Origin of the sequence: Stenotrophomonas sp. LMG 10879 (assembly GCF_002750935.1) — a bacterium.
In the GTDB taxonomy this organism is placed as follows: Bacteria; Pseudomonadota; Gammaproteobacteria; order Xanthomonadales; family Xanthomonadaceae; genus Stenotrophomonas; species Stenotrophomonas lactitubi_B.
The window spans coordinates 1-15876 of sequence record NZ_PEJT01000011.1; the positions used below are offsets into that span (position 1 = coordinate 1).

The 15876-nt window shown below is 66.4% G+C and carries 14 protein-coding genes; 12 read left to right on the top strand and 2 right to left on the bottom strand.

Features of this window, described 5'->3' with window-relative positions:
• Positions 1–318: 318 nt before the first annotated feature.
• Entirely contained in the window at positions 319–729 is a 411-nt protein-coding gene (locus CR919_RS16350; protein WP_099820907.1) for a hypothetical protein, read from the bottom strand.
• 417 nt (positions 730–1146) lie between these two features.
• Between CR919_RS16350 and rodA the strand changes: the two genes are divergently transcribed.
• The 5 genes from rodA (at position 1147) to CR919_RS16375 (ending at position 6916) form a co-directional block, all read left to right on the top strand.
• Entirely contained in the window at positions 1147–2223 is a 1077-nt protein-coding gene (gene rodA / locus CR919_RS16355; RefSeq protein WP_207761046.1) for a rod shape-determining protein RodA, read from the top strand.
• Positions 2224–2682: 459 nt separating this feature from the next.
• The gene (locus CR919_RS16360; protein ID WP_099820909.1) at positions 2683–2934 is read left to right on the top strand and encodes a hypothetical protein; all 252 of its coding nucleotides are present in this window, start codon (positions 2683–2685) and stop codon (positions 2932–2934) included.
• Positions 2935–3206: 272 nt separating this feature from the next.
• Complete coding sequence (mltB, locus tag CR919_RS16365) at positions 3207–4352, top strand: lytic murein transglycosylase B (RefSeq protein ID WP_099820910.1); 1146 nt, start codon at positions 3207–3209, stop codon at positions 4350–4352.
• Entirely contained in the window at positions 4349–5593 is a 1245-nt protein-coding gene (locus tag CR919_RS16370; protein WP_099820911.1) for a septal ring lytic transglycosylase RlpA family protein, read from the top strand. The genes mltB and CR919_RS16370 overlap by 4 nt, the downstream gene beginning before the upstream one ends.
• Positions 5594–5695: 102 nt before the next feature.
• Positions 5696–6916 (top strand): D-alanyl-D-alanine carboxypeptidase family protein, encoded by a 1221-nt coding sequence (locus tag CR919_RS16375; protein ID WP_099820912.1) that lies wholly within the window; start codon positions 5696–5698, stop codon positions 6914–6916.
• Between the two features lie 104 nt (positions 6917–7020).
• On the opposite strand, the gene CR919_RS16380 is transcribed toward CR919_RS16375, so the two are convergent.
• Complete coding sequence (locus CR919_RS16380; protein ID WP_099820913.1) at positions 7021–8094, bottom strand: lipid A deacylase LpxR family protein; 1074 nt, start codon at positions 8092–8094, stop codon at positions 7021–7023.
• Positions 8095–8375: 281 nt separating this feature from the next.
• Here CR919_RS16380 and CR919_RS16385 point away from each other — a divergent pair, with 281 nt between their 5' ends.
• The 7 genes from CR919_RS16385 to gnd all read left to right on the top strand — a co-directional run bounded on the left by CR919_RS16385 (position 8376) and on the right by gnd (position 15807).
• The gene (locus CR919_RS16385; protein WP_032975372.1) at positions 8376–8654 is read left to right on the top strand and encodes a YbeD family protein; all 279 of its coding nucleotides are present in this window, start codon (positions 8376–8378) and stop codon (positions 8652–8654) included.
• A gap of 56 nt (positions 8655–8710) precedes the next feature.
• The gene (gene lipB, locus CR919_RS16390; protein ID WP_236511563.1) at positions 8711–9355 is read left to right on the top strand and encodes a lipoyl(octanoyl) transferase LipB; all 645 of its coding nucleotides are present in this window, start codon (positions 8711–8713) and stop codon (positions 9353–9355) included.
• Between the two features lie 17 nt (positions 9356–9372).
• A complete protein-coding gene (gene lipA, locus CR919_RS16395; protein WP_033832023.1) occupies positions 9373–10383 on the top strand; it encodes a lipoyl synthase in 1011 nt (336 codons plus the stop codon).
• 278 nt (positions 10384–10661) lie between these two features.
• Positions 10662–12839 (top strand): carboxy terminal-processing peptidase, encoded by a 2178-nt coding sequence (locus CR919_RS16400; RefSeq protein ID WP_099820915.1) that lies wholly within the window; start codon positions 10662–10664, stop codon positions 12837–12839.
• Between the two features lie 175 nt (positions 12840–13014).
• Positions 13015–13635, top strand: a complete 621-nt coding sequence (locus tag CR919_RS16405) for a DUF2242 domain-containing protein (RefSeq protein ID WP_099820916.1) — start codon at positions 13015–13017, stop codon at positions 13633–13635.
• 17 nt (positions 13636–13652) lie between these two features.
• A complete protein-coding gene (locus CR919_RS16410) occupies positions 13653–14891 on the top strand; it encodes a hypothetical protein (protein ID WP_099820917.1) in 1239 nt (412 codons plus the stop codon).
• Positions 14892–14901: 10 nt separating this feature from the next.
• Complete coding sequence (gene gnd, locus CR919_RS16415; RefSeq protein ID WP_099820918.1) at positions 14902–15807, top strand: phosphogluconate dehydrogenase (NAD(+)-dependent, decarboxylating); 906 nt, start codon at positions 14902–14904, stop codon at positions 15805–15807.
• Positions 15808–15876 lie beyond the last annotated feature (69 nt).

A 15876-nucleotide genomic window follows, 5' to 3' on the forward strand; every position in this document is an offset into this window, starting at 1 on the left:
AACCGTGGTGTCGGGCGATGGCTTTGACCGACGTGGAGGTCTTGCAGGCCTCTTTGGCGACCTGCAGTTTGAATCGAGCTTCGTACCTGTTCATGTATCCCTCGGGGTTGGATCTGGCGTCCAACTCTCGGGGGTCACTTCACCCTGGGGGCTTGGCCGCGGCATCCATGCCGCGGACACCCCCGCGAACCCACCCCGCCCGGCCCCGACAGTTTCCTGCGGTGGCCACCCACGCAAAGAGAAATAAAGCAGAGCAGAAGCGGGTCGCTTCGCTCTTTGTAGTGCCGAGCCATGCTCGGCTCTTCAGGAATGCACGCATCACGCGGCCTGCAGCTGCACATCCACATATTCCGACAGGCCTCTGCAGGCCAGCAGCAGCCCTTCGCGGGCGTCGTCGCCCAGGTGCTGCGTGTCGTCGCCGTCCACGCGCACGCGTTCGCTGGCATGCAGCAGTTCCAGCAGGAAGGTCAGCCCGGCATTGGCGCGGTCGATGCGCGCCATCGCCATGCACTGCGCCTGTGTTCGCCCCTTGTGTGGCCACGGCTGGCCGTCGGCGGCTTCCACCTGGCGGATGCGCTGCAGGCAGTCCAGCAGGGTAGGGCTGCCTGGACTGTTGGCGGCCTGCGTGGCGGTGAGCGTGGTTTCCAGTGCGCGGGCGATGTCGTCCGGCAGCTGGTGGGCGGCCTCGCCCAAGGTCGCGAACAGGTACGGGTAGGTGGAAGCGGACATGGCGGCATCCTTGTGCGGTGGGCAAGGGCCACCCCGCGTGCATGCGAGGGTGGCGGACGATGCGTGGCTCCAATACCGGGGACAGACAGTTCCGGCGGGCACGAGGCCCTCCACGCACCGCCCGCCAAAGACGCACGGACGGATTGCCAGCCGACGCCACCCAACAAGGAAAGGGCGACGCCGGCCGGCAAGCGTAAACAACTGTCTGTCCTTCGGGATTGGAGTCCCGTGCCACCCGTTGTCGGTGGCACTACATGATGTGCACGGGGCCCTTGCGGCTCCAATCAGAATTGTTTGAAACCCGGAAAATCCGCAGGCCAAAGGCATCTGCCACGCGCGGTGTCGATAGCGACAAACAGCGCTGACAGCTTCACGAAAGCGCCGGTTGCTACCGTGCCACGGGTGAAATGGAAACGAATGCTTGGCGGCTGCCGTGAGGTAGTGCGCACGATCGATCTGCCGTTGCTGGTCGCGTTGTTGATCCTGATGGGTGCAGGCCTTGCGGTGCTGCACAGCGTGAACGGACCGGTGGCGGGGCAGGCGATGCGCTTTGCGATGGGTCTGCTAGCGATGTGGCTGCTGTCGCGGGTCTCGCTGCTGCGCCTGCGCGCGTGGACACCTGCCATCTATGCGCTGTCGATGCTGCCGTTGATGGCGGTGTATGTGATCGGTACCGGTAAATACGGGCAACGCTGGCTCAACCTTGGCGTGTTCTATCTGCAGCCCTCGGAGCTGCTCAAACTCAGTCTGCCGTTGATGATGGCCTGGTATCTGCACCGTCAGCCGCTGCCGCCATCGCCGCGCACGGTGCTGACGGCAGCGGTGTTGATCGGGGTGCCAGCGGTGCTGATCCTGATGCAGCCCAATCTCGGTACCGCCACCCTGGTGACGGCCAGTGGCGTGTTTGCATTGCTGCTGGCTGGCCTGCAGTGGCGCTGGGTGATGGCCGGCCTGAGTGCGGTGTCGGTGGCGGCGCCGCTGGCGTGGTTCGGGCTGCTGCGGCAGTACCAGAAGAACCGTGTGCTGACCTTCCTGGATCCGGCGGCTGATCCGTTGGGCACCGGTTGGAACATCCTGCAATCGCGCATCGCCATCGGCTCGGGTGGCCTGCAGGGTCGTGGCTGGGGCCACGGCACACAGGCGACATTGGATTTCCTGCCGGAGTACACCACCGATTTCGCGTTCTCGGTATTGGCCGAGGAATTCGGCTGGATCGGCGTGGTGACGGTGTTCGCCTTGTATCTGTTCGTGGTCTGGCGCTGCCTGTCGATCGCGGTGCAGGCACGCGACACGCACGCGCGGTTGCTGGCCGGCAGTCTCGGCCTGGCGTTCTTCGTCTACGTGCTGGTCAACGGCGGGATGATTTCCGGCTTGCTGCCGGTGGTGGGCATTCCGATGCCGCTGATCAGCTACGGTGGCACTTCGGCGGTGTCGTTGCTGGCCGGCATCGGTCTGGTGATGGCGGTGCGCGGGCACCGGCCGGTACACGCGTAGGTTTCCAGCCAACGGCGCAGCCCCTCGTGGGTGGGCCGCTCAATGCGATTCATCGATTGGGCCGGGCGGGTTGGGTTCGCGGGGGACGCCGTGAATCCGTCCATGGAGGCTTGGCCGCGCCATCCATGGCGCGGACACCCCCGCGAACCCAACCCGACCGGCCTCCGACAGTTTCCTGCGGCGTCCACCCACGCAAGAAGAAAAAAGATCAAAAGCAAAAGCAGCATGGCCGGTTGCCCACGCTTCCAGTAGAGCCGAGCCCGCGCTCGGCTCAGAGCGAAGCGACCCGCTGTTGCTCTTCGCTCTTCTTTTCTCTTTGCGTGGGTGGACGCCACAGGAACGTGTCCGTGGCCGGGTAGATGGGCTGCGCAGGGGCGTGAGCCGCATGGATGCGGCGACCGAGCTTACAGGGACGTACTTGCAGCGGCCCCTGCGCAGCCCATCTACCCGGCCCTCCCCATGAATCGCTTCGCGGCCACCCACGAGGGGCTGCGCCGTTCGCCGACCTTCGCCGCCGATGCGCGCATGAATCTGCGCAAGCGCATTTCTGTAATCGTTCCCACAACGCCGCACAGCAGCATCGCCGCTGACGAAGTTCCATTAAAAGTGGGCGCCAATTCACATTTTGACGCCGCGTTGATCCTGATCAATGGACTTGTCGCAATCGGCCTGCACAATGGCGGCCCGTTCGGCATGGCGCGCCGTCTTTGATGCAGCGCGAGGGGCGTCGGACGGGAAAGCAGTACTGATCCAACAGGTACAAGGAGCGCGGAGCACTGCCACTGGGGAGCGGCAGCCGCGCAGGTACCGACCGGGTCCGGCGGCCGGTTGCGTCTGCGGGGATGGGGACGCAACCGGCAACCTCTGCCTGAATGGGGCAGGTCAATCACGACGCCTTCACATTTCTCGCTGAACGCGAGCAAATCGTTGTGATTCATGGTCTTAGGGGTTTTAATTCATCCATGACCTGCTAACCTGCGGTGATGATTCGACGTTCTCTGGCCTGCATGCTCACTCTCGGCCTGGTCGCCTGTGCGACCCAGCCGACGTCCCCTCCGACTTCGCCCCAGGCCAGCAGTACGCCGCGCCACCCGGCGGCCAAGCCTCAGGGCCCGGCCGAAGCCGCGCCGGAAGCGGCAGCCGCTACGGCTGCGCCGGTCGATCTCACCCCGGTGCCGTTCGAAACCGCGCGCGCCAGGTTCATTGCCGATACCGCCAAGCGTTACGGCCTGAAGCCCGATGAGATCCGCAACGTGCTCGACCAGGCGCAGGTGCGCCAGCCGATCATTGCCGCCATGTCGCGGCCGGCCGAACGGGTCAAACCGTGGAACGAATACCGGCCGATGTTCATCAGCAAGGCGCGCATCGATGGCGGCAAGGCGTTTCTTGCCCAGCATCGCGCCGAACTGGACCGTGTGCAGCAGCGCACCGGTGTGCCGGCTGAAGTGATCGTGGCGATCATCGGCGTGGAAACCAGCTACGGCAAGAATGCCGGCAGCCATCGCGTGCTCGACGCGCTGTACACGCTCGCCTTCTATTACCCGCGCAGTGGCGACCCGGCCAAGCTGGAACGCGAAGTACGCCGCGAGCTGTTCTTCCGCGATGAACTGGCCAAGCTGTTCGAACTCGGCCGCGAGGAAAAGCTGGACATCACCACGCTCAAGGGCAGCTATGCCGGCGCGATGGGCATGGGCCAGTTCATGCCCTCCAGCTATCTGGATTACGCGGTGGACGGCAACGGCGATGGCCGCCGTGACCTGTTCACCAGCTACGACGACGTGTTCTCGTCCATCGCCAACTACTTCGTGAAGAAGGGCGGTTGGGTGCGCGGCGGCCAGGTCGCCGTGCCGGCCACGCTCGCCGCCGGCCGCGAAGAGTTCAACCCGACCGAGTGGATGCCCACCTGGTCGCTGTCCGATCTGGCCCAGCGCGGCTACCAGCCGAGCGCACCGGTCCAGCCGGGCGCCACCGCCACCCCCATCACGCTTGAAGGCAGCACCGGCAAGCAGTACTGGCTGGGCTTCCAGAACTACTACGCGATCACCCGTTACAACCTCTCGAAGATGTACGCGATGGCCGTGTTCCAGTTGTCGCAGGCCATTGCCGGACAGGAGCTGCCCCCGGCATGAACATCAGATGGCTGGTCCCTGGATTGATCGTCCTCGCGCTGGCCGCCTGCAGCAGCGCGCCGAAGAAGCCGGCGACCGCCGGCCACGGTGGCAAGCCGTCCGGCACGGTGGTGCAGGGCAAGGGCGGGCGTCCGGCGCATTGTCCGGAGGGCTCGCCGTATGCGGCCGCCACCGAGGACCTGTCCACCCGTGGCAACTACACCGCTGGCGGCCTGTACAAGCCCGGCGTGAAAGACACCACGCCCAGTTACGTGCCCAACGTGGCCTGCATTCCCGAGCCGGTGGTCACCAATGAAGACCGCTCGGCGATCGGCAACAAATCGCCCTACGTGGTGCTGGGCAAGCAGTACAAGGTGCTCGACGACACCCGCAACTACGTTGAACGTGGCACCGCTTCGTATTACGGCGCCAAGTTCCACGGCCGCCTGACCTCCAACCGCGAGGTCTACGACATGTACCAGTTCACCGCCGCGCACAAGACCTTGCCGCTGCCCAGCTTCGCCCGCGTGACCAACCTGGACAATGGCGAATCGGTGATCGTGCGCGTCAATGATCGTGGTCCGTTCCATGATGGCCGCGTGGTCGATCTCAGCTATGCCGCCGCCGTGCGCCTGGGCATCACCCAGCGCGGTACCGGCAACGTGGAAGTGCGCGCGGTGCAGCCGGGTGAAACCAACCTGATGGCGCAGAAGCCGTCGCGCCGCGAACGCCGTGCTGCTGAAGCGGCGGCGGCCACTGCTGCCGTCGCCAGCGCACGCCCCGCACCTGCCGCACGCGCGGTTGCCGACAGTGACATCGATCGCCTGGTCAACCGCCTGCCTGCCGATGGGGCGCCGGCGCGTGGCCAGCCGGCCACGACCCAGGCCGCCGTCAGCACGATGCCGGAGGTGGCGGTCAGCAGCCTGCCGCCCAGCGCACCCGCGCCGCGTCCCGCCGCGCCGGTCGTGGCCACCGCCATGCCGCGCAGCCCGGCCCCGGCCAGCAGCCCCAGCCTGTCGCAGAAGGTAGTGGGCGCGGTGATGCTGCAGGTTGCCAGCTTCTCCAACCGCGACAACGCCAACCGGGCGATGGGCCAGCTCAACGCCGCCGGCATCGTCGGTGCCACCATCAGCGACATCGCTGCCGGTGGTCGTACCCTGTGGCGCCTGCGGGTTCCCGCCAGCGACCATGCCAGCGCGGCGGAACTCGCCGGGCGCATCTCGGGTCTGGGCTTTGGCTCGCCACAGATCGTCAAGGACTGATTCCGCCCGGGCCGGTGCTGCCGGCCCTTGCCACCCCGGCCTTACAATGGCCACCTTGTCCCATCCTTCATTTTCCGGCCGTCCCCTGGAGCCTGCTGTCCCATGAATTTCCGTTCCGCCGCCACTGCCCTGGCCGCCACCCTGGTGGTGGGCCTGGCCTCCGCCCAGACGCCGCTGCCGACCCCGGCCACGCCGACGCCTGCCGCTGCCGCTGCTGCCCCCGCCACCGTGGCCACGCCGCCGGCGCCCGCACCCAGCGTGTCCAAGGCCTGGGTGCTGATGGACTACGCCACCGGCCAGGTGCTGGCAGGCGAGAACATCAACGAACAGCTGGCCCCGGCCAGCATCACCAAGGTGATGACGTCCTACGTGATCGCCGCCGAGGTCAAGAACGGCAAGGTCCGTCCGGACGACCAGGTGATGATGAGCGAACGCGCCTGGCGCGAAGGTGGCGCTGGCACCGATGGCAGCTACAGCGGCTTCCCGGTCAACCAGACGGCACGCCTGGAAGACATGGAAAAGGGCATGGCGATCCAGTCCGGCAATGACGCCGCGATTGCCCTGGCCGAGCACGTGGCCGGCAGCGAAGAAGCCTTCGCTTCGCTGATGAACAGCTACGCCGCCAAGATCGGCATGAAGAACTCGCACTTCGTGAACGCCCACGGCCTGACCGCCCCGGGCCATCACAGCAGCGCCTACGACCTGGCCCTGCTGGGCCGCGCGATGGTGCGCGATTACCCGGAAACCTACGCGTACAACAAGATCAAGGAATTCCAGGTCGGCACCATCAAGCAGCCCAACCGCAACCTGCTGTTGTGGCGCGATGGCAGCGTGGACGGGATCAAGACCGGCCACACTTCCGAAGCCGGCTACTGCCTGATGAGCTCGGCCCAGCGCGGTGACCAGCGTCTGGTCGCCGTGGTGCTGGGCGGCGCGTCGGAAAAGCAGCGCGCCGATGACAGCCTGGCCCTGTTGAACTGGGGCTTCCGCTTCTTCGAAACCCACCGCCTGTACGAGCCGGGCAAGGCCGTGGCCGAGCACAAGGTCTGGAAGGGCACCACCGACAAGGTGCAGCTGGGCGTGGCCCAGCCGATGCTGGTCAGCGTGCCGCGCGGTCGCTACAACGACCTGAAGCCGAGCATCGACGTGCCCAAGACCCTGGAAGCACCGTTCACCGCCGGCCAGCAGATCGGCACCGTCAAGGTCACCCTGGATGGCAAGCTGGTGGCCGAAGCGCCGCTGGTGGCCGTGGCTGCGGTCGAGCAGGCCGGCTTCTTCAAGCGCCTGTGGGACAGTTTCTGGATGTGGTGGGAATCGGAATGATCCGCAGCGTGCTGCGGTGAACGGAAAAGGCCGGCGAATGCCGGCCTTTTCTGTTTCGGGAGCCGGCTCCGCATGAATCCCGCCGGCACTACCAGCCCGATTGCTTACAGCGAGCGGCTGACGGTGAAACTGCCGAACACCGGCGACTGGCGCTGGCCATCGAATTCGCGGGTGCTGTGGTAGCGCGCCATCGCGAACTTCCAGCGGCCACGCATCACCGCGACGCCATAACCGCCCTGCGCAACCACATGACGCTTGTCCACGCTGTGGCTGTTGCGGAAGGTGTTGCCGTCCAGGGTGATATCGCGGATCACCCACGCCGCATCGGTGGTGGCGAACAGGTGCCACGACCAGCCGGACGGCTTGCCGCCGCGGGTCGGCGCGGTGTTCTCGCCGGCCGGGCGCAGCGGGGTGCTGCCGAAATCGTCCGGCAGCTTCCAGCCGAAGCGCACTTCGCCGCCGAGGTTTGCCTTGGTTTCCAGGTTGCCGATCGAACCGCCGTAGTGGCTGATCGCATCCCAGCCCCAGCCGTCGGCATTGAGGCTGGCATCGCCCGGCCAGCGGCGCATGCGTTCGTGGGTCAGCATGAACACCGGTTCGTTGTGCAGCTGGTTGTCCCAGCCCTTGAACTTCTCATCGCCCAGCACGCTGTGCACCGCGTCCTGCACCTGCTTGCCCTGCGCCCACGGCCCGACCACGCCCAGCGACAGCTGGGTGGTCTGCAGGCGATCGCCGCTGCGTGCGTTGAAGCCGAAACTGACCAGCAGTACCCCGGCATACGGCCGGTCATCCTTGATCAGGTCGCTGCGGGTCGGATCGGTGGGGGTGAAGATGCCCTGGGCCAGGCTGAAGATCATGTTCTGCTGTTCGAACTTGCCCGGGTGCAGTGCTTCCAGGTGGCTGTTCACCCAGCGCGCCAGGCGCGGCAGGCACGGGTCATCGGTGTAGTCGACCAGGTTGGGCGAGACCAGGGTCAGCTGGGCGCCATTGGTATAGCCCTGGTCCTGGTGGCGGCCGCCGAACAGGTCGTTGTCGACGCGGAAATTGACCTGCGGCGGATGCTCGCGCATCGCGTCCGGGCCGCATTGCTCGGCTGCGTGGGCGGAAAGGGGGAGGGCGGTGGCCAGCAGGCCGGACAATCCAAAGGATGCGAGGTAGCGCATGGATGGGATGATCATCGGGAAGGGGGCTTTTGTCTGTCGTTTTATGCAACGAAACGGTACTCCCGGCGCTGTGACGGAACGAGCGCGCTGGAATCACTTGTCTGTTCCGAAAACAACATTGTCTGATCGACACAATTGGTTACCGCAGACAGGCGTCGTCGGGCCCGGGGCAGGGCCGTAGGAGCCGGGTCCGAGGCTGAATGGATGTTCAGCTGCAACGCAGCGGCCCGTCTGCGGTGCCGCCGAGCTTTATGAATACTCTTGGGTTTGTTGCCCTGCGGCCCGATAATGGGCGCATGGAAATCAAGTCCGACAATCCCGAACACGGCTTCCAGTTCCCCGGTCAGTTCGAGCTCAGCGCGATGGGCCCGGCCAACCGCGGCCTGGAGCATGAACTCCCCCGCCTGCTGCTGGCTGCTGGCGTCGACGTGGTGAACGAGCGCATCAGCTGGAAGCATTCGTCCAACGGCAAGTACGTCTCGGTGCGCCTGGTCTTCCGGGCCGAGAACCGCGAACAGTACGACGTGGCCCACCAGGCCCTGCGCGACCACCCGGAAGTGAAGTGGACGGTGTAGCCGTCAGCTGCCCTGCCGAAGCGGCGGCCCCCGAGGCGCGTCCGCCGCGCCCGGCGGTGGTCCGTGACCTGGGGCGCCAGCCCTACGAGCCGGTCTGGCACGCCATGCAGCGTTTCACCGACCAGCGCGACGACGACACGCTCGACGAGCTGTGGGTGGTCGAGCACGATCCGGTGTTCACCCTGGGCCAGGCCGGCAAGGTCGAGCACGTGCTGGCGCCGGGCGAGATCCCGGTGGTCCATGTCGATCGCGGCGGCCAGGTGACCTACCACGGCCCCGGCCAGATCGTGATCTACCCACTGCTGCGCCTGCCGCGGCTGGGCATCGGCGTGCGCGACTACGTGTGCCGCATCGAGCAGGCCATCATCGACACCCTGGCCGAGTGGAACATAGGTGCCGAACGGCTCGACGGCGCCCCGGGCGTCTATGTCGGCGGCGCCAAGATCGCCGCGCTCGGCATCCGCGTGCGTCGCGGCTGCACCTTCCATGGCCTGGCCTTCAACGTGGCCATGGACCTGGATCCTTTCCACCGCATCAACCCCTGTGGTTACGAGGGGCTGCAGGTGACCACGGTGCTAGACTTGGGCGGTCCGTCCGGGATGGACGCCGTCAAGCCGGTGCTGCTGGACCACCTGGCCCGCCAGTTCGGCCTGCTGCTGCAGCCCGTGCCTGAACTGCCTGATCTCTCTGCGGCCGCCTGACCGCCCCCGGAAACGCCATGACTGAAACCACTGCCCGCACCATTCCCCTGCAGATCGTGCAGGCCGAGCTTCCGTCCACCGCGCCGTTGCAGGCCGGGGTCAAGCAGATGGGTGGGGACAAGATCAACCGCTCGCCGGTGCAGTTCGCCGACGTGCCGGTGCTGCGCAAGCCCTCCTGGATCCGCGTGCGCATTCCTTCGGGCAATGCCGTGCAGAACCTGAAAGCCAAGCTGCGCGAGAACCGTCTGGTGACCGTGTGCGAAGAGGCCAGCTGCCCGAACATCCACGAATGCTTCGGCCACGGCACCGCCACCTTCATGATCCTGGGCGAGGTCTGCACCCGTCGCTGCTCGTTCTGCGACGTGGCCCACGGCCGGCCGAAGCCGCCCGATGCCAACGAGCCGGCCAGCCTCGGCCAGACCGTGGCCGACATGGGTCTGAAGTACGTGGTGGTGACCAGCGTCGACCGCGATGACCTGCGCGACGGCGGTGCCCAGCACTTCGTCGACTGCATCACCGCCATCCGCGAGAAGTCGCCCGGCACCCGGATCGAAGTGCTGACCCCGGACTTCCGTGGCAAGGGCCGCATGGAGCGCGCGCTGGAGATCCTGGCGCAGAACCCGCCGGACGTGTTCAACCACAACATCGAAACCGTCCCGGACCTGTACCGCAACGTGCGCCCGGGCGCCGACTACCAGTGGTCGTTGAACCTGCTGAAGAACTTCAAGGCGCAGCACCCTGACGTGCCGACCAAGTCGGGCATCATGCTGGGCCTGGGCGAAGACTTCGAACAGATCAAGGCCACCATGCGCGACCTGCGTGCGCACAACGTGGACATGATCACCATCGGCCAGTACCTGCAGCCGACCGCGCATCACCATCCGGTGCTGAAGTACTGGACGCCGGACGATTACAAGGCGCTGGAAGTCTACGGTTACGAGCTGGGCTTCAGCCACGTGGCCTCCGGCCCGATGGTGCGCTCGTCGTACCACGCCGACGTGCAGGCCAAGGGCGCCGGCGTTTCCTGACACCCTGCTGATGGGTGGGAGCTGCTTCTCCTGTGGGTGCGGACCGTTGGTCCGCACACCTCTGCCTGCCGTAGAGCCGAGCCCATGCTCGGCTGCTTGCTGCCGGTCAGCCGAGCATGGGCTCGGCTCTACATGCATTCACAATTTGCTACACCGGCCCCGCTAGGCTGGCTTTCCACCGAACGTGGGCGGGTGACAAACCCGGCAACTTTCGGCACTGTCGCGGTGTCTGAACACCCTGCAGTCTCCCCCTTGGCAAGGCGCCTTCGAGCACGTCAATGAAATTCAAAGCCCCCGCATTCCTGATGGCCCTGGCGCTGGTAGCGCCGCTGGCGCTCGCGGCCAAGGCCGATTCGCCGGCGTTGCCGGCTGCCGCCACCGCCGATCAGGTGACCACCTCCAAGCTGGTGTACGGCCTGTTGTCCGACAGCCGCTACGCCTACCGCCCGCGTGCGCTCGATGAAGCCACCTCCAAGGATGTGTTCAAGCGCTACCTGGAGACGCTGGACGGCGGCAAGCAGTACTTCACCCAGGCCGACATCACCCGCTTCGCACCGTTCCAGGCCGGCATTGCCAATGCCATCCGCGGCGGCGAACTGGAGCCGGCGTTCCAGGTGTTCGCGGTCTACAAGCAGCGCGTCGGCGAGCGTGTGGCCTATGCGCGCAAGCTGCTCAAGCAGGAACCGGATTTCACCACCGATGAGCGCTTCGAGTACGACCGCAAGGAGGTGCCGTGGGCCGCTTCCAATGCCGAACTCGACGAGCTGTGGCGCAAGTCGGTGAAGAACGACTGGCTGCGCCTGAAGCTGGCCGGCAAGAAGTCCGATGACATCCGCAAGACGCTGGACAAGCGTTACGCCACCCTGGAAAAGTCGGTCAACGAACTGAAGGGCGAAGACACCTTCCAGTTCTTCATGAATGCCTACACCAGCGCGGTTGATCCGCACACGGATTACTTCACCCCGCGTACCGCCGAGAACTTCAACCAGGCGATGTCGCTGTCGCTGGAAGGTATCGGCGCGCAGCTGCAGCGCCAGGACGATGTGGTGGTGATCCGCGAGATCATCGCCGGTGGTCCGGCGGCCGTGGACGGCACGCTGAAGCCGGGTGACCGCATCGTCGGTGTCGGCCAGGGCAAGTCCGGGCTGGTGGAAGATGTGATCGGCTGGCGCATCGATGATGTGGTGGCCAAGATCCGTGGCGCCAAGGACACCGACGTCAAGCTGGAATTCATTCCTGCCGAAGCCGGCGTCGACGGCAAGCACCACACCCTGGTGCTGACCCGGCAGAAGGTGCGCCTGGCCGAACAGGCCGCCAAGGGCGAGACCATGACCATCCCGGCCGCCAATGGCGAGCCGGCGCGCAAGGTCGGCGTGATCAAGCTGCCGACCTTCTACCAGGACTTCGAAGGCCGTCGTCGCAACGCCGCCGACTATGCGTCGGCCACCCGCGACGTGGCCAAGCTGCTGGCCGGTTTCAAGACCGACAAGCTGGACGGCGTGGTGCTGGACCTGCGCAACAACGGTGGTGGTTCGCTGGATGAAGCGATCGAGCTGACCGGCCTGTTCATCGAACAGGGTCCGGTGGTGCAGGTGCGCGAATCCGGTGGCCGTGTCACCGTCAACAGCGACCGCAACCAGGGCGTGGCATGGGACGGCCCGCTGGCCGTGCTGATCAACCGTGGTTCGGCGTCGGCGTCGGAGATCTTCGCCGGTGCCATCCAGGACTACGGCCGCGGCCTGGTCATCGGTGAAACCAGCTTCGGCAAGGGCACCGTGCAGAACATCGTCGACCTGGACCGTTGGCCGAGTGGCGAAGCCCAGCGCTTTGGCCAGGTGAAGCTGACCATCGCCCAGTTCTTCCGCATCAGCGGCAGCAGCACCCAGCACAAGGGCGTGGTGCCGGACCTGGCGTTCCCGGCCAGCGTCGATGCCACCGAATTCGGCGAAAGCACCTACGACAATGCGCTGCCGTGGACCCGCATCGCCGCGGTGCCGCACACCCAGTACGGCAACTTCGCGCCGCTGCTGCCGAAGCTGGAAACGCGTCATGACTCGCGCATCGCCACCGACAAGGAATTCCAGTGGTGGAACGAGGACGTTGAGCAGTTCCGTACCGAAGCGGCGAAGAAGTACGTTTCGCTGAATGAAGCGACCCGTCGTGCCGAGCGCGAGCGCCAGGACACCCAGCGCAAGCAGCGCCAGATCGTGCGCAAGGAACTGGGCCTGGCCCTGGACCCGCTGGCCGATGACAGCAGCGATGATGGCCTGACCGGCAACGAGCGCGACATCGTCAAGGATGCCGCCCGCGAGAAGGCCGCCGAGAAGCGCCCGGACCCGCTGCTGCGTGAATCGGCCTCGATCCTGGCCGACGCGGTGAACCTGCTGGAGGCCGACCGCCCGCTGTCGGCACAGGTGCTGCCGCAGTCCACCGCCGCAGGCCGCTGGGCAGACTGATTGACTGAGGAGGGGGCGGAGGGGTTTACGTCGTTGGTGCCACAAGCGACTTAAACCCCTCCGTCCCCTTTTTGCATGAACCGGGAGCAACGGTGGCGGCCGGGCCAAGCAGCATCGACCCGGCGCACACGGGCAGGGGGCTACCCTCGGGGCTACCGTCTTTGCAGGAGTACCCATGCGGGCCTCCCTCCTCTCCGCTTCCCTGTTGGCCGCCACCAGTGCCCTGGCATTGACCGCGTGCGGTGGCCGCGCTGCCGACAGCAGTCTGCTGCGGGAGTCCTTTGACTCCGGCGACACCTTCTCGCGCACCGTCGATGGGCGCCCGGCCGACGCCTGCGAGGCGGCACGGCGCACGTTGCTCAGCCAGGGCTATGCCATCGCACGGTCGGACGACGCGCAGGTGGAAGGCAACAAGAATTTCCAGCCGCGCGAAGATGACCACGAACAACTGGTGCTGCGTATCTCGTGTGCGCCGCGTGGCAGCCAGGCGCTGGTGTTCGTCAGCGCCGTGCAGGACCGCTATGCGCTGAAGAAGAGCCCGACCTCGGCCAGTGTCGGCGTGGGCGCGCTGGGCTCGGTGTCGCTGCCGTTCGGCAGCAATGACGACTCGCTGGTGAAAGTGGCCAGCAGCACGATCACCGATGCCGAATTCTATCGGCGCTTCTTCCAGCGCCTGCAGCAGTACCTGCCGGCGGCAGCGAAAGCAGAACCGCAACCGCAACCACAACCGGCCGCGTCGCCGCCTCCTGCCGGGCCTGAGCCCGAACCCGCGCCGGCAGCAACGGACCAGGGCTGAACGTGCGCGGCAGGGTGATGGCGTGGGCCCTGCTGCTGGGCTGGCCCTTGAGCGCGCTGGCCGTTACGGCCGAGTGCCGCCAAGGCCTGCTGCAGCGGTTGGGCTGGCGCTTTGAAACTGCAGCCATCAGCACACCGCAGGTGCGGGGCGGGCCGGTCTGTACGCGAGCCTCGCTGGCCGAAGCGCAGGCCGCCGGCGATCTACGCGTGCGCTTGCCGGAGACGTTGGCCGATGCGGACCGCCAGGCCCTGTTGCAGCAGCTGCTGGACGATCCGGCCACGGTCTGCGCCTACGCCTTCGAACTGGGCGCGGCCGTACAACGGGCCACGCAGGCACTGCAGGACAATGAGTCCTTCCGCTTCACCGGTGTGCAGCTGGGCTGGATCGGCTTTGGCGCTCGCGGTGCTCCGGCACAGGGATGGCAGCGGGTACGCAGCTTCGGCCGCGGCTATGTGCCGGCCGCCAGCAACAGCCGCGCACTGGATGCGTTCTACACCGGCCGGGTGCGTGCCGAGTGCGGTGTCGGCCGTCAGGTCGCGCAGCTGGCTACGCAGCGCGAGCTGTACGGCGATGCGGCCTTCGATGCGGAATTCGCGCCGGGGGAGCTGTCCATCGGCACCTTCCTGGGTCTGCACGACACCGACAGCATCCTGCTGGGCGCACAGGCTGGCCAGTTCCTGGCCGACGGCAAGGCCGTGCGCACGTCGGCGATGGGGCGGCAGGCATTCGTCGGATTGCCCGGCTTCATCGAACACGTATTCGACAAAGGCACGCTGGACGACCTCAGCAACCAGGCGGAGAACTTCGTCGTGGTGGCGGTGGGCGAGGGGGCCGCGCGGGCCTTGGCAGAACACGGCGGCCTGGCCTGGTACGACCAGCGCAATCGTGCCCTGTGGCAGTTGGCGCAGGGCATTCCGCGTGTCGGCCAACGCTATTTCGAGCGGCTGCTGTACGAGCGCGATCCGGCCCTGCGTGCGCAGCTGGCCCCGCGCTATCGCGACGTCGTGCAGCAGATGGACCAGTTGCTGGACGATGCGTTCTACCAGCAGTTCGTGATCTACGTGCACCCACGCGGTATACGTCCTGTCGGCTATCACATCATCCGCCTGCTCGACCGCAATCCGCGCACGCCGTTTTCCATCGACCTGGCGTTGCACAATCTGCATACCACGCTCTACCGGCGTTGGCGCGAGGCGCAGCTGCGCCACTGCGCGACGACCGGCCGGCCAGGCAGCCTGACTTCCGACAACAACTGAAGGTGAAACAATGGATATTGCAATGATCGGCCTCGGCCGCATGGGCGCCAACATGGCCCAGCGCCTGCACCGCGGCGGCCACCGCGTGGTTGGCTACGACCCGGGCGAGGGCGCCCGCCAGCGCGCCGCCGAGGCCGGCCTGGAAGTGGTGGATTCGCTGGCCGCCGCAGTGGCCGCGCTGCCGGTGCCGCGCGTGGTGTGGCTGATGGTGCCGGCCGGCGAGACCGTGGACCAGACGCTGGGGCAGTTGAGCCCGCACCTGGCCGAAGGTGACATCGTCATCGACGGTGGCAACTCCAACTACCAGGACTCGATCCGTCGCGCCAAGGCGCTGGCCGAAGATGACCTGGGCTACGTGGACTGCGGCACCAGCGGCGGCGTGTGGGGCCTGCAGGAAGGCTACAGCCTGATGGTGGGTGGCGATGCCGCGGTGGTCGAACAGATCGCACCGCTGCTGCGCACGCTGGCACCGGCCGAGGACCGCGGCTGGGCGCGCGTTGGCCCGTCCGGCGCAGGCCACTTCACCAAGATGGTTCACAACGGCATCGAATACGGAATGATGCAGGCCTACGCCGAAGGCTTCGCGCTGATGGAGCGCAAGCAGGAGATGGAACTGGACCTGGCGCAGGTGGCCGAGGTGTGGCGACACGGCAGCGTGGTGCGTTCGTGGCTGCTGGACCTGAGCACCGAAGCCCTCAAGCGCAACCCCTCGCTGGATGGCATCGCACCGTACGTGGAGGATTCCGGTGAAGGCCGCTGGACCGTCGCCGAAGCGATTGCGCTGGACGTACCGGCACCGGTGATCACCCTGTCGCTGCTCGAACGCCTGCGTTCGCGCGAGTCGAACTCGTTCACCGACCGCCTGCTGTCAGCGATGCGCAACGAATTCGGCGGCCACGCCATCAAGAAGTCGTAAGTACCGGCGCCGGGGTCGGATCCCTTTCCGCAGGAAAGGGCTCTGACCCCGTAACTGAAAGCCTTCTTT